This is a genomic window from Bradyrhizobium iriomotense, from assembly GCF_018129405.1.
Lineage (GTDB): Bacteria > Pseudomonadota > Alphaproteobacteria > Rhizobiales > Xanthobacteraceae > Bradyrhizobium > Bradyrhizobium iriomotense_B.
Genome location: NZ_JAFCLP010000003.1, coordinates 411,034 through 433,371 on the forward strand (window position 1 = coordinate 411,034; position 22,338 = coordinate 433,371).

A 22,338-nucleotide genomic window follows, 5' to 3' on the forward strand; every position below is an offset into this window, starting at 1 on the left:
CGAGACGGAATTCTACGCCACGGACATATCGAGCGGGGGCGCGACGTGGTCCGGCAGCGGACAGACGTAAGGCGTCTTCGCCGTGCGCTTCTTCAGGTCCGCCTTCGCGGCCTCGATCAGCTCCGGCTCCGTGAGCGCCTTGATGCCGAGCCCGGCCATCGCCTTGGCCGCCTGCACCATGGCCTTGTGCGCGTGCGGGCTCTTGCCCTGCGCCACCACCTGCCAGGTGTGGAAGGGCGTGCCGATTGCAACCGTAGGTGCGTGAACCTGCACGGTCGGCACCACCCAGCTGACGTCGCCGACGTCGGTCGAGCCGACAAGCGGGTTGCGCTTGGCATCGAGCGGCACCAGGAAGTCGGCCAGCGGCCGATCGGTCGGCTCCATGCCGATCGCGTAATAGACCGAGGCGATGTCCTTGTCGCTCAGCGTCGCGCGGATCTGGCTGGCAAAGCCCTTGTCCGCATCGTCGAAATGCGGCGGTCCGAGCTCTTCCATGACCCGGTGCAGCGCCTGCTCGAGCGGCGCGTTCGGCAGGATGTTGGAGACCGCGGAGATGATCTTCATCTCGACCTTGGTCTCGGTCATCAGCGCAGCGCCCTGCGCGATCTTGGACACGCGTTCGACCAGTTCGTTCATGCCGGGAAGATCGCGGGCGCGGATCGAGTAGCGCACCCGCGCATGCGCCTGCACCACGTTGGGCGCGATGCCGCCGGTGTCGAGCAGCGCATAATGCACGCGCGCATCGCTCGGCATGTGCTCGCGCATGTAGTTCACGCCGACATTCATCAGTTCCACCGCATCGAGCGCGGAACGGCCGAGATGCGGCGAGGCCGCCGCATGCGAGGTGCGGCCGGTGAAGATGAAGTCGGCGCGCGTATTCGCAAGCGACGGCGTCACCGCCACTTCCCAGAAGCTGTGCGGATGCCAGGTGATGGCGATGTCGGCGTCCTCGAACGCGCCGGAGCGCACCATGAAGGCCTTTGCCGCGCCGCCTTCTTCGGCCGGGCAGCCGTAATAGCGCACACGGCCGGGCACCTTGTTCTCGGCGAGCCAGTCCTTCACTGCGGTCGCGGCGAGCAGCGCGGCGGAGCCGAGCAGATTGTGACCGCAGCCATGGCCATGGCCGCCGGTTTCGACCGGACGATGTTCCGCGACGCCCGCCTCCTGGCTGAGGCCCGGCAGCGCGTCATATTCACCCATGAAGGCGATGACCGGTCCGCCCTCACCCCACTCCCCCATCAGCGCGGTCGGGATGCCGGCGACGTTCTCGGTGATGCGGAAGCCCTGATGACGCAACTCGGCGAGATGTTCGGCGGCCGACCGCGCCTCGGTGTAGCACACCTCTGGCGTGCCCCAGACCTTGTCGCTGAGGTCGATGAAACGCGCCTTGATCGTGTCGACGCCACGCCAGATGTCGCTGCGGTTATCCATGCTTCGGTCCGTGATCCCTTGGTCAAACGAAGCGGCAATGGTTAGCAGCTTCGTTGCAGCCCGCCTAGCACCTCGCCGGACAGCAGCCATGCGGCCGGTGCCGGATCGCGCGGTTGCCCGTCCCCTGTGCACGAGGCGTTTCCGTACGTTTCGAAGATTTCATGCGGCGTTCGCCGGAATAGTTGAGGAACGAGGCTTTCAAGACGGCCCTCTCCGGCCTAAATTATCCGTGCTTCGCGCGTCGTCCCGCACCAATGGCGGAGCGATGCACTCAGCCAGGAGAACTCCATGCCCGCCCTGACCGAATGGAGAGTGCCGCCGGCCAATCAGCCGCGCGCAAGCGACTACGGTTTCGATCTCGACCGCGCGCTCGCTTCCGTCGTGGGCCTGCACGCCATCGTCCCGCCGGACGCATTCAGCGCCGAGACGCTGGGCACCGAACGCGCCGGCAACGGCGTCGTGATCGACGACGGGCTGGTGCTGACCATCGGCTATCTCATCACCGAAGCGGAATCGGTGTGGCTGCACCTCGCAGACGGACGTGTCGTCGAGGGGCATGCGCTGGGTTTCGATTCCGTTACCGGCTTCGGCCTCGTGCAGGCACTCGGCGCGCTCGACGTCGAACCCTTGCCGCTCGGCAACTCGGCCGACACCCGGATCGGCGACCGCGTCGTGGTCGGCGGCGCCGGCGGCCGCACGCGATCGGTCGCAAGCCAGATCGTGGCCAAGCAGGAATTCGCCGGCTACTGGGAATATCTCCTGGATGAGGCCGTCTTCACCTATCCCGCGCATCCGAACTGGGGCGGCACTGGCTTGCTCAACGAGCGCGGCGAGTTGATCGGCATCGGCTCGCTCCAGCTCGAGCGTGAACGCGACGGCAAGGCCGAGCACGTCAACATGATCGTGCCGATCGATCTGCTGAAGCCGATCCTGGAGGATCTGCGCAAGTTCGGCCGCGTCAACAAGCCGTCGCGGCCCTGGCTCGGGCTCTATTCGACCGAGATCGACAACCGCGTGGTTGTGATCGGGATCTCCGCCAACGGCCCGGCCGCACGCGCCGAGCTCAAGACCGGCGACGTCATCCTGGCCGTCGACGGCGACAAGATCACGAGCCAGACCGCCTTCTACAGGAAGCTGTGGGCTCTCGGCGCCGCCGGCGTCGACGTGCCGCTGATCGTGCACCATGAGGGTGTCACCTTCGATGTCACGGTGACCTCGACCGACCGCTTCAAGCTTTTGAAGGCGCCGAAGCTGCATTGACCCCAAGCCAGGGAAGCCGCGATGAGCGAGGCCGTGATCGACGACATCGTGGCCGTTCTGCCGCCGCTGCTCAGTGCGCTTGAAGCGCTCGGCTTCTTCCAGCGGCATTTTCACCCGCCGGCCTTTGCCTCGGTGATGAACGCGATCGGCACGCCGGACGCGGCGCTGCAGGCATCACACGCCGCGATCGGCGAATGGCCGGAGCAGTTCGCGGGCTTGCTCGATCGGCTCGACCGCGCCTGCAACGAGACACTCGCCGCCTTTGCCGGCATCCGCGAGGTCGAGCACGGCAATGGCGATCTCGTTGCCGTCTTTCGCGCGCTGCGCCATCTGCCCCGTGCGCAGGAGGCGCTTTATCCGCTCGCGGTACAGTTTCCGCCAGTGAGCAGCTTCTTCCTCAACGCCGCAAATCGCGAGAATAAGGATCTGCTCTCGCGACTGGAGGTCAGCGCGAATGAGCACACCGGCATCTTCCACGATCACAACGAGCCCGGCAGCCGCGGCGGCTTCTCGGTCTATGTCCCCGAATATTACACGCCTGATCGCGCCATGCCGCTGGTGATGGCGCTGCATGGCGGCAGCGGCAACGGCCGCGGCTTCCTGTGGAGCTGGCTGCGCGATGCGCGCAGCCTCGGCGCGATCCTGGTGGCACCGACCGCAACCGGGCCGACCTGGGCGCTGATGGGCGACGATGCCGATACGCCGAACCTCATGCGCATCCTCGAGATCGTCCGCAGCCGCTGGAGCATCGATGCCTCGCGCATGCTGCTGACCGGCATGAGCGACGGCGGCACCTTCTGCTACGTCACCGGCCTCGACGGCGCCTCACCCTTCACGCATCTTGCGCCGGTCTCGGCGACCTTCCATCCGCTGATGGCGGAGATGGCGGATGCCGACCGCATGCGGGGCCTGCCCATCTTCATCACCCACGGCAAGCTCGACTGGATGTTTCCGGTGCAGACCGCGCGGCAGACGCGGGCCGCGCTCTCCGCCGCCGGTGCCGACGTCACCTATCGCGAGATCGACGACCTCAGCCACACCTATCCGCGCGAGATCAACGCGGAGCTGGCGCAATGGCTGAATGGAAAATGAACAACCTCTCCTTAGATGCGCCTCATGGCCGCGGAACCATCGCGCCGTGCCGACGTTATCGGCGCGACACCGGAGGCTTGCTATGAGAACTTTTTTCGGAATGATCCTGGGCGCGCTGCTGCTTGCGGGCAGCGTCTACGTCTACGACTCCATGCAGACCTCGGTCGCCAATGGCGAGGTCGCGACCACCAATCGCACCATCGTGAACTGGGATGTCGCCAAGGCCGATTGGGAAGCGCTGCGTGACCGCGCGCACAAGGACTGGGTCCGAATCTCGTCCAAGTAATCTCGTTCAAGTAGTCTCGTCCGAGCGACATGAACAAGGCGCCGTCGCGGGTTCGCGGCGGCGCCTTCATGTTGGCTGCGATCAACAATGCGCGCGTCAGTTCATCTTGGCTTTGCGGGCATCGGCGATGACCTGCTCGAATTCGGTCATGCTGAGCACGCCAGGCACGCGGTACTTGCCGACGATGAAGGACGGGGTGCCGCGGAAACCAAATGCCTCAGCCTGCTCGTTGTTGCGCTTGAGGATGGCGTCGATGTCCTTGGCACGGCCGGTGAGATCGCGCTTCAGCCGGTCCATGTCGACACCGGCCGCCGCGAGCAGCTCGTTGATGCGCGGCTCGGTCAGACGCGAAGAGACGCCCATCATGGCGTCATGGGCCTGGTGGTACTTGTCCTGGAATTTGGCCGCGAGCGCGATCCGCGCTGCCGTGACCGAGACCGGCCCGAGGATCGGCCAATCCTTCATCACCAGCCTCACCTTGCCGTCATCCTGGACGACCTGGCGCAGCTCGGGCTCCAGCTTGCGGCAATAGGGGCAATTGTAGTCGGACCATTCGACGATCGTGATGTTGCCGTCGGGATTGCCGGCGACCGGCGTGTCGGGATCGCGCAGCACCTTGGTTTCGGTCAGCACCTCGTCATCGGCGGCAGCTGCCATCGCCGAACCGATGCTGCCCGCCGCGAGGGCGCCCGCCCCGATCAGCGTCAGCGCCGCGCGCCGGGTCGGCACCAGGCGGCTCTTATTCCAAGATCCAATCATATCTCGTCCCGTTTCGGTCCCATCTTCGGCAAATACGGCTTGGGACCGGGAATTGTTACCGACCATATAGAGTGTCGCGGCGGCGATGTCATCGCACCAACAGCGTCACCGCCAAGGGGACCAGGAACGAGGTCACCAAAGCGTTCAGACTCATGGCGATGCCGGAGAAGACGCCGGCGATCTCGTCGACCTGGAACGCCCGCGCCGTGCCGATGCCGTGTGCGGCGAGACCGGCGGCAAAGCCGCGGGCCCGGTAATCGGTAATGCCGGTGCGGTTCATCAGCGGCGTCACGATGATCGCGCCCATGATGCCGGTGAGGATCACCGCGACCGCCGCCAGCGAAGGATCGGCGTGCAGGGATTCGGCGATGCCCATGGCGACGCCGGCGGTGACCGATTTCGGCGCCAGCGACAGCACGACATCGCGCGGCAGTCCGGCGAGCTCGGCCAGCAGCACCACCGACACCACCGCCGTGATCGAGCCCGCGATCAGCGCCACCAGCATCGGCACGATGGATGAAACCACGCGCTTGCGGTTCTCATAGAGCGGCACGGCGAGCGCGACGGTCGCCGGTCCCAGCAGAAAGTGCACGAACTGCGCGCCGGCGAAATAGGTCGTGTAGGAGGTGCCGGTGAGGAGCAGGAACACCCCGATGATCCACATCGCATGCAGCACGGGATTGGCGAGCGGATGGCGCCGCGTCGCCAGCGACACCGCATCCGTGCTCGCATAGACCAGCAGGGTCACGGTCAGCCACAGCAGCGGGGACTGCGAGAGATAGACCCAGAGCGAGAATGGGTTGTCCGTCATCGCGCGTCCTGCTGCCGCAACAGTCGGCTGACGAGGCGAAAGGTCAGCACGGTCGCGAGCAGCGTGACGACCACGGAAAGCGCGAGCACGACGACGATGGCGATGCCGTGAGAGGCGAGCAGGTCGAGCTTCTGCACGACGCCGACGCCGGCGGGCACGAAGAGCAGCGAGAGATGGGCCAGAAGGCCCTTGCTCGTCGTCTCGATGCCGCTGTCGCGCAGCGGCCCGCGCGCAAGCAGCTCAAAGCGATCGCGCGCGAGCAACAGCATCAGGAGCAGCAGCAGTCCGAGCACGGGTCCCGGCAATGGCAGGCCGAGGCCGCGCACGACGGCTTCGCCGATCAACTGGCAGAGCAGGATGATACCGAGACTTGCAAGCATGGCGTTCGCATCAAGGGACGCACCGCCAGGCTTGTCAATCGCCGCTATGCGCGGGACGCGCGCACCTCATGCGAAGCCGCAAGGCGAGGCAGCATCGCCATCAGTGTCCCGGTCATCGTGGCGATCAGCGTGGTCTTGCCGTCATGCTCGGCGAAGGCCTTGGCCTCGCAGAAGGTGAGCGTGCGGCCGGGCTTGACCACCTCGGCCTTGAACACGAACCGCTCGCCGCGGGCAGGAGCAAGCAGCGTGGTCTTGAATTCGACGGTGAGGATGTCGGCCTCCGGCGGCATCAAGGTGAAGGCGGCAACGCCGCAGGCGTTGTCGAGCCCGGCCGTGATGATGCCGGCATGGATGAAACCGTTCTGCTGTGTGAGGGCCGGCGCATGCAGCATCGCCAGCTCGACCTCGCCCGGCGCGAGACGGACGATCACGATGCCGAGCGTGCGCATCGCCGGCTGGGCGTCGAACATGGCGATGGCCGCAGCACGATAGCCCGGGTTTTTCGGCTCGAACGCGGTCATCGCTCAGGCCTCTGCGAACTCAGCGAGATGGCTCATCGCGATCTCGCGGATGGCATCGGCGAACGGCGCGGACTTGCGGAGCTGACGGTCCAGATGCACGCCCGTGATCTCGCACGTCGCGGCGATCTCCCCGGTCTCGGCATTCCGCATGTCGTGCCGGAAGCGGATCGACTTGTCGCGAACCTCGAGCAGGTGGCTGTGGATCTCGACGATGTCGCCGGCGAGCAGCTCGCGCTTGTAGGCGATGTTCTGCTGGACCGCGGCCATGCCGCGGCCCGAGCTGCGCAGGTAACTCGGCGTCAGCCCCAGGCGGGCGAACAGATTCCAGTTGGCCTCGTCGAATTTGCCGACATACCACATGATGTTCATGTGGCCGACATGGTCGCATTGCCACGGATACACCGTGCCGCGATAGGTCGCCTCCCGCTCCATCGCCAATCCTCCTGCCCTTTTGATTTTTGATACGGTAGCGTATCAGGACCGTCCTGCGTTAGCAATACGGCACCGTATCAAGAACCGGTGAGGCTTCCTTCATGAGCGACGGCAAGGGCGATGTCTGGGTCGAGGCGGGGTTCGCCGAGCTCGCCCGTACGGGGGTCGAGGGTGTCAGGGTCGAGGTGCTCGCCAAGAATCTCGGCGTCACCAAGGGTGGCTTCTACCGCCGTTTTGCCGACCGCGCCGCGCTGCTCGGGGCCATGCTGGAACGCTGGCGCGAGGGGCGCGCGGCGTCGATCGCGCAGCAGACGAGCCTCGACGGCGAGGCGCCCCGCGAGCGGCTGAAGGCGGTGATCCAGCTCTATTCGGAGCGGCTCAATCCGGAAGGCATGGCGATCGAGCTCGCGATCCGGCAATGGGCCCGCGCGGATGAGAACGCCGCGGCGGCGGTGGCGAGCGTGGATGCCGCGCGGCTCAAGCACGTTGCCGAGCTCTATCGCGCGACCGGCCTAGAGGCCGAGGAAGCCGAGGCGCAGGCCTTCCTGTTCTATTGCTTCATCTTCGGCCAGAGCCTGCTGTTCGTCGAGCGTGGCCCGCGCAAGCGTTCGCAGCTCGTGACGAGGTCGGCCGAGAAACTGCTCGACTAAGCAAAATGGCCGGAGCTTTGCTCCGGCCATCGTATCCTGTGACGTCGAAGCTCAGGCCGCGCCCTTCAGCTTCTTGGTGCATTCGCTGTAATAGCCGCCGCCCTTCTGGATCCACTTCAAGCCGCCATTGCCGTTGGTGGCCTTGTTGGCATTGTACTGGTCGACGCAGGTGTGCAGGCGGGCCTTGCCGGCGGTCTCCTTGGCGTATTTCGGATCGACCGCGTTCGGATAGATCGCGGGGCCGGCCGGCAGGCTCGGCGCCGCAGCGGGGGCCGCCTCCTTCTTGGCCTGCTTCGGCTCGGCCGGAGCGGCAGGCGCGGCCGGAGCAGCCGCGGTCGGCGCGGCGGCAGGCGTTGCATCGGCACCGCACTGGGCCTTGCGGAAGTCGTTCCACTTCATGGTGCCGAGCGAGCCGTCCTTCTTGGCGGCCTGATATTTCGCGCTGCACTCCTGCGAAGTCAGCGCCTGCGCCGGTGCGGCAGCCATCAATGCCACGACACCCGATGCCACAATAGCACACAGCAGTTTTGTCTGATTGGTCATCCCTGATCTCCTCCTTGGTCTTCCCTTGAGCTTCCCTTTGGGGGAAGTGAAACGAGGATTGCTATCCTAGCGTGCCGCTGGCCCGCGACAAGGAAGCGATGACTTTCGCCGCAAAAATATAGTGATCGCACCGTTCAAATCATTCATGTCGCGTTCAGCATCGCAAGCCGACGTTCCAGCCCTTCGCAATTCTCGCAAGAAGAGTGCAACATCATGACCCTCGCCTCTCGCCTCGCCGCCGCTGTCCTCGTTTCCCTGCTCGCCTCCGGCACCGCCTTCGCGCAGGCCACCGCGCCGGCCGCCAAGACCGATGCCGCTGCCACCGCCGACAAGAAGGCGACGCCGAAGGAGCGTTCGGCCGAGTCGCTCGAATGCTCCAAGCAGGCGGACGCCAAGGGACTGAAGGGCAAGGAGCGCAAGAAATTTCGCCGCGAGTGCATGAAGGAAGCGAAGGCCGGCACCGCCGCCCCTGCCGCCGACAAGAAGTAAATCCGTCACAATACGGTTCGCGAGCATTCGTGAGAGGCATGCGCATTGCGGCATGACGTAGCCGCAATTGTGCGCCTCTCGCTGATTTGCAATAAGGTGGCGTGAAGCAAATCACCGCCTCCCTGCCGTTCGAATGGCCGAGCCGTGCCAAGATCCTGAGCACGGTGGAAACGCTCGTCATCGGCACTGCCGGCGGTCTCGTATTTCTCTTCGCGGGCCTTCCCGGCGGGTTGATCTCGGGCTCGATGATCGCGGTCGGCATCGCCGCGATTGCCGGCCGCCAGCTGACGCTGCCGCCGATCCTGACCCAGACCGTGCTGGTGCTGCTCGGCATCTCGCTTGGCTCGGTGGTCTCGCGCCATCTGATCCAGCAGGTCAGTGCCTATCCGCTCACCATCGGGCTGCTCGCGCTCGCCACCTTCTGCTCGACCTTCGGCTCGAGCTATTACCTCCAGCGCATCCATGGCTGGGACCGCACCTCGGCCTTCCTCGCCGGCAGCCCCGGTGCGCTGTCGCAGATCACGATTCTGGCCGTCGAGCGCGGCGCCGACCTGCCGGGCATCGCGGTGGTGCAGACCATGCGCGTCATCATCCTCACCGCTGCGCTCCCGATGGTGCTGGCACTCACGGGCGTGGCGCCTTCGGCCGCACCGTCGCTGACGACGACGATCGCCTCGCCGCTCGGCCTCCTGGAGCTGGTCGCGGCCTCCCTGGCTGCGGCGCTCGTGCTGCGGCTGGTCAAGTTTCCGGCAAGCTGGATGTTCGGCGCGATGATCGGCTCCAGCGTGCTGCATGGCGCGGGCTGGGTCGAGGGCGGCTTGCCGGACTGGGCGCGCGGCGTGGCGCTGGTCGGCATCGGCGCGCTGATCGGCAGCCGTTTCGCGCGGATGCGGATCAAGACGCTCGCCGGCCACATCAATGCGGCGCTGGGCTCGTTTGCCGTGGCCATCGCCGTCTCCGCGATCTTCGTCGGCATCGTCGCGCTCACCACGCAGGTGAAGTTCTCCGACGTCGTCGTCGCCTTCGCGCCGGGCGCCATGGACGCGATGCTGGCGCTGGCGCTGACGCTGCATATCGACCCGATCTTCGTCGGCGCCCATCATCTGTCGCGTTTCGTGTTCGTGACGATCGCAACGCCGGGCATCGTGCACCTGTTCGGGCGCACGCAGGACGATGTGGATGATTAGCTAGCGCTTCGCTGTCCGCACAAATCCCCACGCAGCGATCGCGGCCATCAGGAGCGAGATCAGCACGTTGTAGCCGGCGAGCGAGAGGCCGAGGAAGCGCCACTGCACCTCGTCGCAGCGGACCACCTTCACCGTGTCGAGCTTCGACAGCAGATCAGCGGCGCTACCGAGATTGACCACGGGGCCGGAGCAATCCGTCGGGCCCTTCCAGAACCCCCATTCAACGCCGGAGTGGTAGGTGCCGAGGCCGGCATTGGCGAGGGTCGCCAGCGCGAGGATCGCAAGCCCTGCGAGCAGCAGCGGCCGCGGCGCGCCGGCGCGTGCCGCGAGCGCCGTCAGCGCGCCGAGCGGGATCGCGAGGTAATAGGCGTAGCGCTGCTCCAGGCACAGCGGACAGGGCAGGATTTCCAGCACGAGCTGGAAGAACCAGGCGCCCGCGATCGTGGCTGCCGCGATCAGGGTCACCGCAAGCGAGGCGGCCAGCGCGGAGCTCGTGGCCGCCGGCTTGAACGCAGGTATTGCGGCACTCTGGGTCGTCACGGCAGCCTCTTTCCGATCGGTCGCGCTCCCATGCCTCTAGCCCCGGCCCAAGCGGCTGTCGAGAACGACAGGGATCACTTTGGCGCGGGTTGACCCCGCCTTGTCCATGGCTATAGTCCGCCGGCTTCGCGACGCCCTCCTTGGAGGGGCCGACCGAGGGCCCCTGTGGCGGAACTGGTAGACGCGCTCGACTCAAAATCGAGTTCCGCAAGGAGTGCTGGTTCGATTCCGGCCAGGGGCACCACGCTTCGCCCTTCGGGCTTCGCGTGGCGCGGCCATGCGAAGCCCGAAGGGTGAAGCGTGTCCGGCGAAGCCTCTTGGCGAAGACGGACTGGCTCAACACAGCTCAATCTCCCGCGCCCTAGCAATCGTCACATCCCCACTGTATAAGCCGGTAGCTTCTTCCGTAACTCGAAGGAGCTCACATGAACGACCTGCACGCGTGGCTTTCCGAACAGCACCACGGCCTGCGAACCTTCCGGACATTTCAACAGAAGCTCGAGACGCTCGGCCGGGACGATCCCGCCCAGCGCGGCCTGTGCCGCCTGTTGAGCAGCCTCGTCGGCAGCTATGTCGAGGCCTATGACGAGGCCCCGCTGCCGGTCGAAGTCGCCGACAGCGCCTATCACCGCCTGCTGACGCTGGTCGCGAGCATCGATCTGAATGCGGACGCCGACCGCCGGCTCGCCGACATCAACCGCGTGGCGGAGAGCCAGCTCTGGCAGTGAGGCGACGCCGCCGCGTCGGCTCGATCACGACAGGCGGGTGTAGATCGTGTTCATCGTGTAGTCCTTGCTTGGACCCGACGCCACATGACGAACGACGAACGTTCCATCCAGCAGGAACATGTAGGCCGACCGATACTCGTCGCGCCTGCAGAGATGGCGCGCATGTCCGCTCAGCTCTCCTCCGGAAGACGCGGACAGTGAAATTTCGTGAAACAGCCGCGGTGGATCTTCCTTGAAGAAGACCTTGAATCCTCCGTCGCTGTTGCTGAAGACGTATTCGCGTTCGGCCTGCACCGTGGTGCCGTCCGCGAGCTTCAGTTGTCCCTGCTCGCGATAGGCCAACCGCTCCCTGTCGAGTGGCGTGAAGGTCGCGATACCCTGCATCGTGGCCTGGCCTTCGATGACCCGGTTGAAGGACCACGATCCGACCAGCTTTTTCGTGACTTCAGAGGCTTCGCCCCAGCGATCGATCGTGGCTTCGTTCATATCTTCAGGCCCGCGCGTTAACCAACCGGTCCGGACTTGCCAGAGCCGCTGCCGGGAGTTCGACTTCAGCGAACCGATACCTATATCCTACCGCAACGCATATCGATGCAGCGAGCAGCTTTGATGGCCAGACGACGCACGACGGAAGCGGACGCCGACGACCTCCCCCGCTATTTCGTCTGGGTCCGGGGCCTCGAAGGCCCCGAGCCACAGAAATGGATGGCGATGGATTTCGGCATCGGCGACTGGAAGCGGCCGCTGGTGCTGGCCTATCTGGAGCTGCCCTCGGACGAGCGGCATCTGCCGCTGTCGACGCTGGCGCGGCGTTATCCGCCGCCGCGGGTGGACGTCCTCTAGGGCAAGTTGGGCGCAGCCGTCACCCACCGCTTCCCTGTTCGCTGAAACAGAAGAGACGGCCCCGCCCCGCAAGACAGAAGTATTCACGACCGGCATTCCGTGGGTCCGGCCGCGGCGAGGTGGCACGTTCCTGCTTGCTACCTCAGCGGGATTGTGTACAGAATACATCCCATTTCATGACGCAACCATTGATTGAATAGAGGGAATGCAGCCCGACGCGGGCCTGAAGCGCTTTCTCGCGAAATTGCCGGAGAAGCCCCATGTCACATCATGATGGCGCGCCGAACATTGATACTGCCGAACCGGAACATCCACATCGCGATGTGAAGGCTGGCGGCGCGACAGACACCGCCCCGGCAAGACGCAAGCTGGTGCTGTTCGCCGACGGCACGGGCAATGCGTTCACAACCCAGGAATCCAGCGTCTGGCGGCTCTACGAGGCGCTCGACCACACCCAGCCGGACCAGATCTCCCACTACATCAAGGGCGTGGGCACCGCCGGCTGGGCGCCGCTCGCAGCCCTCGACGGCGCCACCGGTTTCGGCGTGCCCTCCAACGTCCGCAAGCTCTATCGCTTTCTGTGCTGGAATTGGCGCGAGGGCGACGAGATCTACATCTTCGGCTTCAGCCGCGGCGCCTTCACCGCGCGCACACTGGCGTCCATGATCGCGAGCCAGGGCCTCGTGCCCGCGGAGATCGACGGCATCCCCGTGTCGCACGAGGAGATGGAACGCAACGCGATGGCCGCGTGGCGGGAATACCGCCGCGACACCGTGCCGATGAAAAAGAGCCTGCCGACGATCTGGATCGCTCGCCTGATCCGCGATCTCCTGCTCTATCTCTATCATTCGATCTGCGGGCACCGTTCCTATGCCGACGTCCTCGCGGCGATGAACGGCCGCAAGGACATCGACATCGAATTCCTCGGACTGTTCGACACGGTCGAGGCCTTCGGCGTCCCGATCGAGGAACTGCGCGTCGCGATCGACTGGGCGATCTGGCCGATCTCGTTCCGCAATCACCGGCCCTCGCGCAAGGTGAAGCACGTCTGTCATGCGCTGGCGCTGGACGACGAGCGGACCACATTCCATCCGCTGCGGATCGACCAGAGCCATCTGGCGGCCGGCCAGACGGTCGAGGAAGTATGGTTCGCCGGCGTCCATTCCGACGTCGGCGGCGGCTATCCCGAATCCACGCTGTCGTTCGTGCCGCTGGTCTGGATGGCCGATCGGCTCAGCGGCAGGCTCCGGTTTCAGGACGGTGAGATCGAGCACTTCAAGGAATATCAATCGGCGATCGGACCGATGCACGATTCGCGCAGCGGCGCCGCGGTGCTCTACCGCTATGGGCCGCGCCCGGTCCTCGCCGGCGAGGTCAATGGCGGACTGCCGGTCGTGCATTTCGCCGTCATCGAACGCATGCTGTTCGGCTGCGACGCCTATGCGCCGATCATGCTTCCGGCGGACTCACTGGTGCTGATGCCGGATGGACGCAAGCTGAACCTGATGGCGGACGCCACGAGCGAGGACATGAAGCAGGCCTATCTCGCCAAGGCCCAGGGTCCGCGGCGCAAGACGGAGGCCGAAGCCTTCACGCTGATGAATGTGCCCAGCCCCGAAATGGCGCGGCTCACGCGCGACACCGTGTGGTGGCGGCGCGTCGCCTATTTCTCGCTGCTGTTCATGGTCGGCGTGATCGCCGTCTGGCCGTGGGTGGCGCGCAGCCTGATCGGGGTGTCGAAGGACAATGGCCTGCAAGGCACTCTGTTTCTGCGCATCGTCGCCACCATTGATTGGCTCGTCGGCGGCGTCCTGGGTCCGCTCGCCAATCTGGTCAGGAACGTTCTGCCATCCTATGCCGCACCGTGGCTGGACATCGCGCTGTACTACCCGTTCGCCACCTCGCTCGTCCTGATCCTCACCTATGTGATCTGGCGCAGGAACACGGTGCTGCGCGACACCATCCAGGAGCGCGCGCGGCTGGCCTGGAGCGAGCAACGCCGCATGGCAAGCCGGCAGCAGCATGTCGACGATCCCGGCCTGCTGCTAGGATTTGCCCGATGGATGCGGCTGAATGCCGGGCCGGCCCGCTGGCTCATCGCCAGGCTCGTGCTGCCCGGGATTTTCCTGTTCATCATCTTTTACTCGGCGCTGCTCATCGCATCGACCAGCGTCTTCACAGCCCGCACCGCGACCGGAAATATTTGCGCGACGTCCGGGCAGAGTTCAGGAACGCCGGTGTCCGACGAGCCGACCGATGCGCGCGGCCGCTTCGCGACCAATGAATTCTGCTGGTGGAGCGGCCTTGCAGTCGAGAAGGGACGCAAATATCGCGTCTGGATCCAGATCGAAGATCCCTGGTTCGACCGCACCATCATGAGCGGGACGAACGGCTTCAAGACCTATTTCGGGCGTCATTACCTCGCCTTGCCTACTCTCCGCCTGTTCGGCGCCGACTGGTTCCAGCCTGTCGTTCGCGTCGGCGCGAAGGGGATGAGCGACATCCCGCTTCAGGCCGTCAACGTCATGCCGGCCGACGAGTTGCCAAGACGCATGCATCCGACCATTCCAGCTGAGGACGATGCCGACAAGAGCAAGGGCCGGTATCCCATCCGGCTCGACAAGACCGGGGAATACGAGGCGCTTCCGAACGACAATCCGCTCAAGCTCGCGATCGGCAAGCTCGCCGATTTCGAGCCGATGCCAAAAGATCCTGTCGCGCGCACGATCTGGGAAGGCCAAGACCTGTCGGGACGGCTGGTCGCGGAATTCGTTGCGCCCGACGCCGGCGACCTGTTCTTCTACGTCAACGACGCCGTCCAGATCTACCCGACCCTGCTGCCGGCCTGGTTGCGCCCGGCAAAGCTCGACGCGATCCAGGGGCCGTACGATCAGTTCTACAGGAACAATGCCGGCACGGCACGCATCGTCGTACAGCGGCTGCCGAGCCCGCCCATGCCAACGGATAAGCCGGCTCCGGCGAAGCAGTAGGCTCCCACCCGGGGCGCCGTTTGATCGCGCCCCCATGATTATGGGTGTCGCGCCCTCCACGCTGCGGCTAAGCTTGGCCTTGCGCCGCGGGGGACACGTGGTGCGGGACCATAAACATGAGCGAACAGGGCGAGACCGGTGAAGCCATCACCATCCTCCTCGTCGAGGACGATGCGCCGACCTGCTGGCGGCTCCAGGACGCGCTGGTCAAGGCCGGCTACGAGGTGCGCAGCGCCGGCACGCTGGCGGAGGCCCGCTCGGCGCTGGCAGAGGCGGCCCCGCGCGTGCTGCTCACCGATCTCAGGCTTCCCGACGGCCACGGCGTCGAACTGATCCGAGAGATCCGGCAGCGCTTTCCCGACACCGAGATCATGGTGATCTCGGCGCTCGGCGATGAAGAGAGCGTGATCTCGGCGATCACGGTCGGTGCCACCGGCTACCTGCTCAAGGATGCCTTCCCCACCGATATCGCCACCACCGTGCGCGATCTGGTCGCCGGCCATTCCCCGATCTCGGCCTCGATCGCCCGTTTCATCGTGCGCCGAACGCAAGGTGCAGCGCAGAGTTCGGCCGAACCGTCGCCGGGTCCCGTGCTCAACACGGCCAAGCTGACCCCGCGCGAGATCGACATCCTCTGGGGCATCGCAAAAGGCTTCAGCTACGCCGAGATCGCGAGCCATCTCGGCCTGTCCAGGCAGACCGTGCCCGGGCACATCAAGAATATCTATCGCAAGCTCGAGGTGCACACGCGTAGCGAAGCGGTGTTCGAGGCGGTGCAGCAGGGCCTGATCAAGCTGTGAGCGAGATCGCGGCGAAGGCACCGACACGCCCGCGGCGCCGGCTGATCGCGTCGCGCCTCGTGCCCTATCTGCTGCTCCAGGCGCTGATCGTGATCGCCACCATCCTCGGGCTGCGGCTGGTGCCGCCGGACGACCCCGACGATTATGCCGTGTCCGAATTCACCCTGCGGGAGAACGGCGCGGCGCAGCCGGTGACGCTGCCGCACTACACCTCGTCGCGCTATTCACTTGGTGATCCACCGCTCTACAACGGCACTTTCAACTTCAGGAGCGGTGACGCGGCGACGGCATGGTCGGTGTTCCTGCCGCGTTTCAGCAATGGCGTCGAGGTCGCAGTCAACGGCGTCGTGGTGATGGATTCGCGGCGCGACGATACGGCCAACCGGCCCGACCGCAACACGCCTGCGATCGCGCTGATCCCGTCATCGCTGCTGCGTGACGGACCGAACCGACTCACGGTGCGGCTGTTCGTATGGGGCCCGCTGAAGGGATTCCTAGATAGCGTCTATGTCGGGCCGGACGCGAGCTTGCGGCCGGCTTACGAGACCCGTGCGCTGCTGTTCGTCACCCTGCCGGTGGTGTTTTCCGCCTGGCAGTCGCTGCTCGCCGTGATCCTCGCCATCATGTGGCTGATGCGGCGCCGCGAGCCGGTCTATGGCGTGCTGGCCGCTGGCATGCTGGTCGGCGCGGTGCAGGCCTTCGTGCCGGCGCCGGTGCCGCCGGCGCCCTATCCGCGGCTCGCCGCCATATTGCTGGCGTCCGCGCCGATCGAAAGCGCGCTGGTCGTGGTGTTCGCGGTGCTGTTCTTCGGCTGGCGCTGGCCGCGCTACGGCCTGCTGCTGTTCGCGCCGGGCCTGATCATCCTGGCCGTCGGACTTTTCGCCGGCCAGCCTGTGCCGCGCATCACCTTCCTGTTCCTCGGCGTGCCGACGGTCGGCCTGTGCCTGATGCTGCTCGCATTCATCGTGACCAAGGCGGTGATCAAGCGACAGGATGCGGCGAGCTTCACGATCGGCTGCGCGGTGTCGATCGTGCTGACCTGCTGGTTTCACGACATGCTCTCGGTGTTCGAGATCGTGCCGGACGAGCGCATCTTCGTCACGCGGCTGTCCTATTCGGCGATGCTGGTCGCGATCGGCGCCGGGCTGACCTGGCGCTTCGCCCGCGCACTGAACCAGGTCGACAGCTTTGCCGGACAGCTCGTGGCGCGCGTGCGCGAGGCCGAGGAGCGGCTGAAGGCGAGCTTTGCCCGCGAGGAGGAGCGCGCCCGCGCGGCCGCACTCGCCAATGAGCGCACCCGGCTGATGCGCGACCTCCATGACGGCCTCGGCGGCCAGCTCGTCAGCATCGTCGCGCTCTCCGAGCGCGGCCATGAGGGGGCGACCATCACGGACGCCGCCCGCGCAGCACTGAAGGATCTGCGCCTCGTCATCGATTCCATGGATGACATGGGCGGCGACCTCATGCTCGCGCTCGGCTCCTGGCGCGAACGCGCCACGGCACAATTGCGGCCGCACGACATCGCGCTCGACTGGCGCGTGGCGACGCCGCAGGGCTTGCCGCTGCATCCGGAACTGCGACCATGGCACGTGATCCAGGTCGTGCGTATCCTCGACGAGGCCGTGACCAATGCCGTCAAGCATGCGCAGGCCGGGAACGTCGCGGTGACCATCGAGACGCTCGACGGAGGTCAGGGACCGTATGGCGTGATCAGCGTGACCGACGACGGCCGCGGTTTTGCGCCTTCGGGCAACGGCGCGAGCCAGACCGCACGGGGCTTGCGCAATATGAGAAGCCGCGCCGCGTGCTGTGGGGCGGTGCTCGATCTCAGCTCGGACGGCTCGGGCACGCGGGTGCGGCTGCAATTGCCGCAGGTTTTTCCCGACAGCGACGCCGCCGGCGGCTGAAAAGCCCCCTCCCCGAACGTGTGGGACGCGCGGAGAGAGGGAACGGGCCGGAGTGTTTTGCCCTGCGGAGGACGGGGGGTTCGTCCGCTGGGCTCCTTTGCCCGAAACTCTTCTTCCTCTCCCCGCTTGCGGGGAGAGGGTTGGGGTGAGGGGGAGTCTCCACAAAGACGGTGACAGTTTGACTCGTGGAGAGTCCCCCTCACCCGAATTCGAGCTACGCTCGAATTCGACCTCTCCCCGCAAGCGGGGCGAGGTGAAGAAAAGCTCAGCGGACGCCGACTCGATTGACCGGACCACCGCGATTCATCGGCGTGCCGGCACGGACACCAACGCCGGGCGCGCCGACACCGGGAGTCGCGATCGCAGCCGCCGCAACCGGGGCACCCGGAGCCACCACCACCGCCGCCGTCGGCCGCACCACGCAGCCCTTGGGCACGCCGACGGTCTTGCAATAGACCACGGCCTGCGCCGGGCTCGTGCCCAGCGACACCATCGCCGCACCCGCCAGCACCATGACCGTCAGCCCGGCGCTCAGCGCTCCCGCTCTCTTCGACATCTTGCTCTCCTGCTTCCCGTTCGGCGCCCGATGCAATTCACCGGGTCTCGCAGCCGACGTGCAGTCTGAATGGCAAAAGACGGCGCGCGGATACATGCCATGAAGATGGGGGTGCAGCGGCCGAGGCGACGAGCCGATGCCATGAACATGGCATGGACCGGCAACTGCCGTTCGCGAGATGGTCCGGCCCGCTTGATCCCGAACGGGACCGCCGACAATCCCAAAGAGGTGCTTTATGAAGATTTCGGTTCTTGCCGCGCTGCTGCTTGCCGCCACCGTCCTGCCCGCCGCAGCGCAATCCGGCCCCACGCCACAGGAGCAGATGGCCTGCCGCAGCGACGCCAGCAAGTTCTGCGCCGAACACATCGGCAAGCCGCCGCAGATGAACGCCTGCCTGCGCGAGAACAAGTCGAAGCTTTCCGACGGCTGCCGCAGGGTCGTGGAATCGCACGGGGGCTGATCCAGCCGTCATTCCGGGGCGCGCCATCGGCGCGAGCCCGGAATCCATCGCGCTACGGTCACCGCGGATAAATGGATTCCGGGCCTGCGTGCTGCGCACGCATCCCGGAATGACGAGCTCTTGTTCCAAAGCACAAATCTTGCAAGCACTCCGCGACGTGAATGTCTTCGGAGTGCGCTTCAATGTACGACACCATCATCGTGGGCGCCGGCTCGGCCGGGTGTGTGCTCGCCAACCGGCTGTCGGCCGATCCACACCGCAAGGTTTTGGTGCTGGAAGCCGGCCGGGCTGCGCCGCTCGCTTCAGACATTCCGTCGGACTGGCCGACGATGTTCAACACATCGGTCGACTGGGGCTATTACACCGAACCGCAGGCGGGCTGCCGCGGACGGCGTATCTTCTGGCCGCGCGGAAAAATGGTCGGCGGCTCCGGCGCGATGAACGCGATGATCTATATCCGCGGTCTGCCGTCCGACTACGACGGCTGGGCGCGCGCGGGCTGCGCAGGCTGGGCTTGGCGCGACGTGCTGCCGAAATTCATCGCCTTCGAGAGCAATGCGCGCTTCACCGACGATCCCTTCCACGGCACGCGTGGTCCCCTGCATGTCGCCGACGTTCCCCATGTCGATCCGAGCGAGCTGAAATGGCTGGAGGCCGCGCAGGCCGCGGGGCTGCCGCACAATCCCGACTTCAACGGCGCCACCCAGGAAGGGGCAGGCTTCTTCCAATTCGTGATCAAGGACGGCGAGCGTTTCGGCACCGGCAAGGCCTATTTGCGCCCAGCGCTGGCGCGCGCCAATCTCACGCTGAAGACAGGCGCGCTTGTCACCCGCATCATCATCGAGCGCTCCCGCGCGATCGGCGTCGAATATCTCGAGAACGGGCAGCCGAAGAGCGCCTTCGCCACAACCGAGGTGGTGCTCGCCTCCGGCGCCATCGGCTCGGCGCAGCAACTGCTGCTGTCAGGCGTGGGCCCGGCCGACGAATTGAAGGCAGCCGGCGTGGATGTCGTGCACGAGCTCGCGGGCGTCGGCAGGAATCTCCAGGATCACTTCAACATTCCCATCACCTTCTACACGAAGGAGAAGATCGGCGTCGGCGCCTGGACGGAGGAGAACCTGGCCGCAAGCCTTGCCGAGTGGGAAACCAGCCGCAGCGGCCCGCGCACCTCGCCCTGGGTCGCCGCCGGCGCGCATGTGAAGAGCCGCCCCGAGGTCGAGCCTGACCTGCAGCTCTACGGCGCGATCAGCCCGCACCGCGACTATGTCCGCTTCCTGGCGTCCAGGCCGGGCATCACCCTGCATGCGACGTTGCAGCGGCCGAACAGCCGCGGCCGGATCACGCTGCGCTCGGCCGATCCGATCGAACATCCCGCGATCGACCCCGGCTATTTCGCTTCGGATGCGAGCGGCAGCGACATCGCGACCATGATCGAAGGCGTGCGCATCAACCGCCGCATCGCCGCGCAATCGCCTCTGAAGGAGATGATCGAGGGGGAGATCACGCCCAGCGCGGAAGCGGTCAGCGACGCCGAGATCGCCGACTACATCCGCGGCCATTGCACGACACTCTATCACGCCGCCTCGACCTGCCGGATGGGCACGGATGATCTGGCCGTCGTCGATCCGCAGCGGTTGCAGGTGCGCGGCCTCGACGGCCTGCATGTCGCCGACGCCTCGGTGATCCCGATCATGATCTCAGGCAACATCCAGACGCCGACGATCCTGATTGCCGAATGCGCAGCGGCGGCGATGCTGGGCTAAGCGCTAATCGTCGTCGGGGCCAAACAGCCTGATCTGCGGAAAACCGTTGCGTGGCCGGCCTGCATAGTCGCGCGCATCGGAATCTTCGCGGATGTTGCGTGCCACGTCGTCCCAATCGGTGCGGTCGCGCATGCCGCGCGAATCGCGGGAATCGTAGCGGTGACGTTCCGCCCAGCGCTCGCGGCGTTCGGCTCGGCGCCGTTCGGACGCGGCACGCCTCACGTCCGAATCCCTCGCCTTGGCATAGGCGTTGTCGAATGAGGAGGATTGGTTCGTCGAAGCCTGCTGCTCGGCAGGTTTCACGACTTGCGAAGATGATGTCGGTGCCAGCCTCGGCGGCTCAACCGCGGCCGCTTGTGAAGGCTGCGGCGCCGGTGGTTCAGCGTTCGCCTGAGTGGTCTGCGTGTCGGGCTTTGCGGCTTCAGGCTTTGCTTCGGCCTGGGCCGGCGCAGCGATGATCGTGCCGAAGGCTTGCGATCCCGTGAGATATTGGACGCGCTCCGACGGCGCATTGGTCTGGGCCGGCACGCCGGCGGCATCCGTGCGCTGCGCCATCTTGCTGGTATCCGGCCCTTGCTTGGGCGCGATCGGATTCATGATGTTGCCGGCGACGATGCCGCCGCCGAGGCCAATGGCAATAGCGACAACAATCGTTCCGGCACCGACGAAATAGGCTGTCGAGGCGCGCATTTGTCCACTCCCTCTTTTGGGGCGGGCAACGCATGGGGATTGCTGGATGTTCCTGATGGCTGCGGTTCCCAAGCAGGAAACCGCGCGTGTCAGATTTGCTGCGCGACCTTCTCGAGCCCGATGAGGCGGGCGAGCTTGCGCACTTCCTCTTTCTGGTCGTCGCGCAGCTGGAACAGCAGCGGCATCGCGGCCGACTTCAACTGCTGCACCTCGTCGCAATTCGGATCGATCTGCGCGCTGGGCGGCGCGTTCGGGTTCGACAGCTTGTTCGCCTGGATCTTGCGCGCGACGTTGCGCAGCGCGGTCTCGACCGAAGGCCAGTAATATTCCTGCGACGACGACAGCTTCAGGCGATCCTTGATGCCCGAAATCTGAACGTCGGAGAGCAGCGAATAGGATTTCTGCGGCTTGGCGACGACCTTCGGCTTGACCGGGACCTCGACGGCAGGAACTTCAGCCGCAGCGGGCGCCTCATGCGCATTTGCTTTCGGCATCGGGAAATCGGACGGCGTCGCAGCGGCAAAGGCCTGGCGCAGCGGTTCGGTCAGGACCGGCGCCTGCGCGAGCTTGTCGGCGGGCACCTGGACCGGCTCGATCGCAGCCGAGGCCAGAGCGAGCGTCGGAACCAGGCGATCGGCCTTGGCGGCACGATTGGTGGCAAGCGGCTTGGCGGGCGGGGCTTCGGTGATCATCTCGGCGCTGACGCTGGGCACGCTGTCACGGCCGAGAATGGCGGTGGTGGCGGCGCCGAGGACGAGGAAACAGGTCAGCACGACGATGGTGATGGCTTTGGACAAACGTCCCTCCGCGCCCACAACTTCAAGTCCACGTGATCAGTGCCCGGAAACTGGGCGGTAATTAAGGCCTAACCGTGCCATTGCGGCGGCAATCGCGCGGACTGCGGCGACATCGCCGAAAACCTCAAGGAAATCAGGCAGCTGCCGCCAGATCATAGGCGTCCTGGATGTCGGCGACGATCTCGGAGGCCTCCCAGACCGCGCGCGGCTCGACCGACTGCAGCGTGACCGTCCAGTTGCCGCCCCGGCGGGTGCGGGGGACGCTGACGATGTCGAAGCGCACATTGCGGCACAGCGGATGGCGGGCCAGCGCATGGGCGACGCGGACGCGGATCTCGTCCAGCGATGCCGCCGTCTTGGTGTTGAGAAACTCGTAGTCCATCGCCTGTCCCTCTCGGTCCTGATTGGCGGCCTCGAGAGGGA

General features: G+C 65.8%; 26 protein-coding genes and 1 tRNA gene. 14 read left to right on the forward strand and 13 right to left on the reverse strand.

Annotated features, from left to right (window positions below):
- Window positions 1-12 precede the first annotated feature (12 nt).
- Complete coding sequence (locus tag JQ592_RS11045; RefSeq protein ID WP_211402875.1) at window positions 13-1,431, reverse strand: M20 family metallopeptidase; 1,419 nt, start codon at window positions 1,429-1,431, stop codon at window positions 13-15.
- A gap of 288 nt (window positions 1,432-1,719) precedes the next feature.
- Here JQ592_RS11045 and JQ592_RS11050 point away from each other — a divergent pair, with 288 nt between their 5' ends.
- The 3 genes from JQ592_RS11050 (at window position 1,720) to JQ592_RS11060 (ending at window position 4,069) form a co-directional block, all read left to right on the forward strand.
- Window positions 1,720-2,691: a S1C family serine protease gene (locus tag JQ592_RS11050; protein ID WP_211402876.1), complete on the forward strand. Its 972-nt coding sequence runs from the start codon at window positions 1,720-1,722 to the stop codon at window positions 2,689-2,691.
- A gap of 21 nt (window positions 2,692-2,712) precedes the next feature.
- The gene (locus tag JQ592_RS11055; protein WP_211402877.1) at window positions 2,713-3,783 is read left to right on the forward strand and encodes a phospholipase; all 1,071 of its coding nucleotides are present in this window, start codon (window positions 2,713-2,715) and stop codon (window positions 3,781-3,783) included.
- A gap of 82 nt (window positions 3,784-3,865) precedes the next feature.
- Window positions 3,866-4,069, forward strand: a complete 204-nt coding sequence (locus JQ592_RS11060) for a hypothetical protein (protein ID WP_211402878.1) — start codon at window positions 3,866-3,868, stop codon at window positions 4,067-4,069.
- Window positions 4,070-4,165: 96 nt separating this feature from the next.
- Here the strand turns inward: JQ592_RS11060 and JQ592_RS11065 are convergent, their stop codons facing one another.
- From JQ592_RS11065 to JQ592_RS11085, 5 genes are all read right to left on the reverse strand, one after another.
- Entirely contained in the window at window positions 4,166-4,828 is a 663-nt protein-coding gene (locus JQ592_RS11065; RefSeq protein ID WP_211402879.1) for a DsbA family protein, read from the reverse strand.
- 88 nt (window positions 4,829-4,916) lie between these two features.
- Window positions 4,917-5,639: an LrgB family protein gene (locus tag JQ592_RS11070; protein WP_211402880.1), complete on the reverse strand. Its 723-nt coding sequence runs from the start codon at window positions 5,637-5,639 to the stop codon at window positions 4,917-4,919.
- Window positions 5,636-6,019: a CidA/LrgA family protein gene (locus tag JQ592_RS11075; protein WP_211402881.1), complete on the reverse strand. Its 384-nt coding sequence runs from the start codon at window positions 6,017-6,019 to the stop codon at window positions 5,636-5,638. The genes JQ592_RS11070 and JQ592_RS11075 overlap by 4 nt, the downstream gene beginning before the upstream one ends.
- A 44-nt stretch (window positions 6,020-6,063) precedes the next feature.
- Complete coding sequence (locus JQ592_RS11080; RefSeq protein ID WP_211402882.1) at window positions 6,064-6,540, reverse strand: PaaI family thioesterase; 477 nt, start codon at window positions 6,538-6,540, stop codon at window positions 6,064-6,066.
- Between the two features lie 3 nt (window positions 6,541-6,543).
- Window positions 6,544-6,972 carry an acyl-CoA thioesterase gene (locus JQ592_RS11085; protein WP_211402883.1) on the reverse strand — a complete coding sequence of 143 codons (429 nt, stop codon included), beginning with the start codon at window positions 6,970-6,972 and terminating at the stop codon, window positions 6,544-6,546.
- A 101-nt stretch (window positions 6,973-7,073) separates the two neighbouring features.
- On the opposite strand from JQ592_RS11085, the gene JQ592_RS11090 reads away from it, so the two are divergent.
- Complete coding sequence (locus JQ592_RS11090; RefSeq protein WP_211402884.1) at window positions 7,074-7,622, forward strand: TetR/AcrR family transcriptional regulator; 549 nt, start codon at window positions 7,074-7,076, stop codon at window positions 7,620-7,622.
- Between the two features lie 51 nt (window positions 7,623-7,673).
- Here JQ592_RS11090 and JQ592_RS11095 read toward each other — a convergent pair whose 3' ends face one another.
- Window positions 7,674-8,165: a hypothetical protein gene (locus JQ592_RS11095; RefSeq protein WP_211402885.1), complete on the reverse strand. Its 492-nt coding sequence runs from the start codon at window positions 8,163-8,165 to the stop codon at window positions 7,674-7,676.
- A 213-nt stretch (window positions 8,166-8,378) separates the two neighbouring features.
- Here JQ592_RS11095 and JQ592_RS11100 point away from each other — a divergent pair, with 213 nt between their 5' ends.
- Window positions 8,379-8,654: a PsiF family protein gene (locus tag JQ592_RS11100; RefSeq protein ID WP_211402886.1), complete on the forward strand. Its 276-nt coding sequence runs from the start codon at window positions 8,379-8,381 to the stop codon at window positions 8,652-8,654.
- 101 nt (window positions 8,655-8,755) lie between these two features.
- Window positions 8,756-9,841, forward strand: coding sequence for an AbrB family transcriptional regulator (locus tag JQ592_RS11105; protein ID WP_211402887.1), 1,086 nt, complete (start codon window positions 8,756-8,758; stop codon window positions 9,839-9,841).
- Here the strand turns inward: JQ592_RS11105 and JQ592_RS11110 are convergent, their stop codons facing one another.
- Complete coding sequence (locus tag JQ592_RS11110; protein ID WP_211402888.1) at window positions 9,842-10,381, reverse strand: disulfide bond formation protein B; 540 nt, start codon at window positions 10,379-10,381, stop codon at window positions 9,842-9,844. It abuts the gene before it with no gap.
- Between the two features lie 159 nt (window positions 10,382-10,540).
- On the opposite strand from JQ592_RS11110, the gene JQ592_RS11115 reads away from it, so the two are divergent.
- Window positions 10,541-10,625 (forward strand) — tRNA-Leu (locus JQ592_RS11115).
- A gap of 181 nt (window positions 10,626-10,806) precedes the next feature.
- Complete coding sequence (locus JQ592_RS11120; protein WP_018646482.1) at window positions 10,807-11,109, forward strand: hypothetical protein; 303 nt, start codon at window positions 10,807-10,809, stop codon at window positions 11,107-11,109.
- Between the two features lie 24 nt (window positions 11,110-11,133).
- Here JQ592_RS11120 and JQ592_RS11125 read toward each other — a convergent pair whose 3' ends face one another.
- Window positions 11,134-11,595, reverse strand: coding sequence for a DUF6314 family protein (locus tag JQ592_RS11125; protein ID WP_211402889.1), 462 nt, complete (start codon window positions 11,593-11,595; stop codon window positions 11,134-11,136).
- 123 nt (window positions 11,596-11,718) lie between these two features.
- On the opposite strand from JQ592_RS11125, the gene JQ592_RS11130 reads away from it, so the two are divergent.
- From JQ592_RS11130 to JQ592_RS11145, 4 genes are all read left to right on the forward strand, one after another.
- The gene (locus JQ592_RS11130; RefSeq protein ID WP_211402890.1) at window positions 11,719-11,952 is read left to right on the forward strand and encodes a hypothetical protein; all 234 of its coding nucleotides are present in this window, start codon (window positions 11,719-11,721) and stop codon (window positions 11,950-11,952) included.
- A gap of 260 nt (window positions 11,953-12,212) precedes the next feature.
- Window positions 12,213-14,942 (forward strand): DUF2235 domain-containing protein, encoded by a 2,730-nt coding sequence (locus tag JQ592_RS11135; RefSeq protein ID WP_211402891.1) that lies wholly within the window; start codon window positions 12,213-12,215, stop codon window positions 14,940-14,942.
- Between the two features lie 116 nt (window positions 14,943-15,058).
- Entirely contained in the window at window positions 15,059-15,742 is a 684-nt protein-coding gene (locus JQ592_RS11140; protein ID WP_211402892.1) for a response regulator, read from the forward strand.
- Window positions 15,739-17,649: a sensor histidine kinase gene (locus JQ592_RS11145; RefSeq protein ID WP_211402893.1), complete on the forward strand. Its 1,911-nt coding sequence runs from the start codon at window positions 15,739-15,741 to the stop codon at window positions 17,647-17,649. Before JQ592_RS11140 ends, JQ592_RS11145 begins: the two co-directional genes overlap by 4 nt.
- 265 nt (window positions 17,650-17,914) lie before the next feature.
- On the opposite strand, the gene JQ592_RS11150 is transcribed toward JQ592_RS11145, so the two are convergent.
- The gene (locus tag JQ592_RS11150) at window positions 17,915-18,205 is read right to left on the reverse strand and encodes a hypothetical protein (RefSeq protein WP_211402894.1); all 291 of its coding nucleotides are present in this window, start codon (window positions 18,203-18,205) and stop codon (window positions 17,915-17,917) included.
- Window positions 18,206-18,440: 235 nt separating this feature from the next.
- On the opposite strand from JQ592_RS11150, the gene JQ592_RS11155 reads away from it, so the two are divergent.
- Both JQ592_RS11155 and JQ592_RS11160 read left to right on the forward strand, forming a co-directional pair.
- A complete protein-coding gene (locus tag JQ592_RS11155) occupies window positions 18,441-18,665 on the forward strand; it encodes a cysteine rich repeat-containing protein (protein ID WP_211402895.1) in 225 nt (74 codons plus the stop codon).
- Window positions 18,666-18,847: 182 nt separating this feature from the next.
- Window positions 18,848-20,428 carry a GMC family oxidoreductase gene (locus JQ592_RS11160; protein WP_211402896.1) on the forward strand — a complete coding sequence of 527 codons (1,581 nt, stop codon included), beginning with the start codon at window positions 18,848-18,850 and terminating at the stop codon, window positions 20,426-20,428.
- Window positions 20,429-20,431: 3 nt separating this feature from the next.
- Here the strand turns inward: JQ592_RS11160 and JQ592_RS11165 are convergent, their stop codons facing one another.
- The 3 genes from JQ592_RS11165 to JQ592_RS11175 all read right to left on the reverse strand — a co-directional run bounded on the left by JQ592_RS11165 (window position 20,432) and on the right by JQ592_RS11175 (window position 22,297).
- Complete coding sequence (locus JQ592_RS11165; RefSeq protein WP_211402897.1) at window positions 20,432-21,118, reverse strand: hypothetical protein; 687 nt, start codon at window positions 21,116-21,118, stop codon at window positions 20,432-20,434.
- A gap of 89 nt (window positions 21,119-21,207) precedes the next feature.
- Complete coding sequence (locus JQ592_RS11170) at window positions 21,208-21,915, reverse strand: hypothetical protein (RefSeq protein ID WP_211402898.1); 708 nt, start codon at window positions 21,913-21,915, stop codon at window positions 21,208-21,210.
- Between the two features lie 133 nt (window positions 21,916-22,048).
- Window positions 22,049-22,297: a hypothetical protein gene (locus JQ592_RS11175; RefSeq protein ID WP_183246881.1), complete on the reverse strand. Its 249-nt coding sequence runs from the start codon at window positions 22,295-22,297 to the stop codon at window positions 22,049-22,051.
- Between the last annotated feature and the right edge of the window lie 41 nt (window positions 22,298-22,338).

Excerpts from the sequence above, each read along its gene's own strand:
- JQ592_RS11070 (WP_211402880.1), bottom strand. The coding sequence starts at position 5,639 with ATGACGGACAACCCATTCTCGCTCTGGGTCTATCTCTCGCAGTCCCCG.
- JQ592_RS11165 (WP_211402897.1), bottom strand. The coding sequence starts at position 21,118 with ATGCGCGCCTCGACAGCCTATTTCGTCGGTGCCGGAACGATTGTTGTC.
- JQ592_RS11150 (WP_211402894.1), bottom strand. The coding sequence starts at position 18,205 with ATGTCGAAGAGAGCGGGAGCGCTGAGCGCCGGGCTGACGGTCATGGTG.
- JQ592_RS11125 (WP_211402889.1), bottom strand. The coding sequence starts at position 11,595 with ATGAACGAAGCCACGATCGATCGCTGGGGCGAAGCCTCTGAAGTCACG.
- JQ592_RS11085 (WP_211402883.1), bottom strand. The coding sequence starts at position 6,972 with ATGGAGCGGGAGGCGACCTATCGCGGCACGGTGTATCCGTGGCAATGC.
- JQ592_RS11135 (WP_211402891.1), top strand. The coding sequence starts at position 12,213 with ATGTCACATCATGATGGCGCGCCGAACATTGATACTGCCGAACCGGAA.
- JQ592_RS11130 (WP_211402890.1), top strand. The coding sequence starts at position 11,719 with ATGGCCAGACGACGCACGACGGAAGCGGACGCCGACGACCTCCCCCGC.
- JQ592_RS11045 (WP_211402875.1), bottom strand. The coding sequence starts at position 1,431 with ATGGATAACCGCAGCGACATCTGGCGTGGCGTCGACACGATCAAGGCG.
- JQ592_RS11100 (WP_211402886.1), top strand. The coding sequence starts at position 8,379 with ATGACCCTCGCCTCTCGCCTCGCCGCCGCTGTCCTCGTTTCCCTGCTC.
- JQ592_RS11120 (WP_018646482.1), top strand. The coding sequence starts at position 10,807 with ATGAACGACCTGCACGCGTGGCTTTCCGAACAGCACCACGGCCTGCGA.
- JQ592_RS11090 (WP_211402884.1), top strand. The coding sequence starts at position 7,074 with ATGAGCGACGGCAAGGGCGATGTCTGGGTCGAGGCGGGGTTCGCCGAG.
- JQ592_RS11055 (WP_211402877.1), top strand. The coding sequence starts at position 2,713 with ATGAGCGAGGCCGTGATCGACGACATCGTGGCCGTTCTGCCGCCGCTG.
- JQ592_RS11155 (WP_211402895.1), top strand. The coding sequence starts at position 18,441 with ATGAAGATTTCGGTTCTTGCCGCGCTGCTGCTTGCCGCCACCGTCCTG.
- JQ592_RS11095 (WP_211402885.1), bottom strand. The coding sequence starts at position 8,165 with ATGACCAATCAGACAAAACTGCTGTGTGCTATTGTGGCATCGGGTGTC.
- JQ592_RS11060 (WP_211402878.1), top strand. The coding sequence starts at position 3,866 with ATGAGAACTTTTTTCGGAATGATCCTGGGCGCGCTGCTGCTTGCGGGC.
- JQ592_RS11140 (WP_211402892.1), top strand. The coding sequence starts at position 15,059 with ATGAGCGAACAGGGCGAGACCGGTGAAGCCATCACCATCCTCCTCGTC.
- JQ592_RS11080 (WP_211402882.1), bottom strand. The coding sequence starts at position 6,540 with ATGACCGCGTTCGAGCCGAAAAACCCGGGCTATCGTGCTGCGGCCATC.
- JQ592_RS11050 (WP_211402876.1), top strand. The coding sequence starts at position 1,720 with ATGCCCGCCCTGACCGAATGGAGAGTGCCGCCGGCCAATCAGCCGCGC.
- JQ592_RS11065 (WP_211402879.1), bottom strand. The coding sequence starts at position 4,828 with ATGATTGGATCTTGGAATAAGAGCCGCCTGGTGCCGACCCGGCGCGCG.
- JQ592_RS11075 (WP_211402881.1), bottom strand. The coding sequence starts at position 6,019 with ATGCTTGCAAGTCTCGGTATCATCCTGCTCTGCCAGTTGATCGGCGAA.
- JQ592_RS11160 (WP_211402896.1), top strand. The coding sequence starts at position 18,848 with ATGTACGACACCATCATCGTGGGCGCCGGCTCGGCCGGGTGTGTGCTC.
- JQ592_RS11175 (WP_183246881.1), bottom strand. The coding sequence starts at position 22,297 with ATGGACTACGAGTTTCTCAACACCAAGACGGCGGCATCGCTGGACGAG.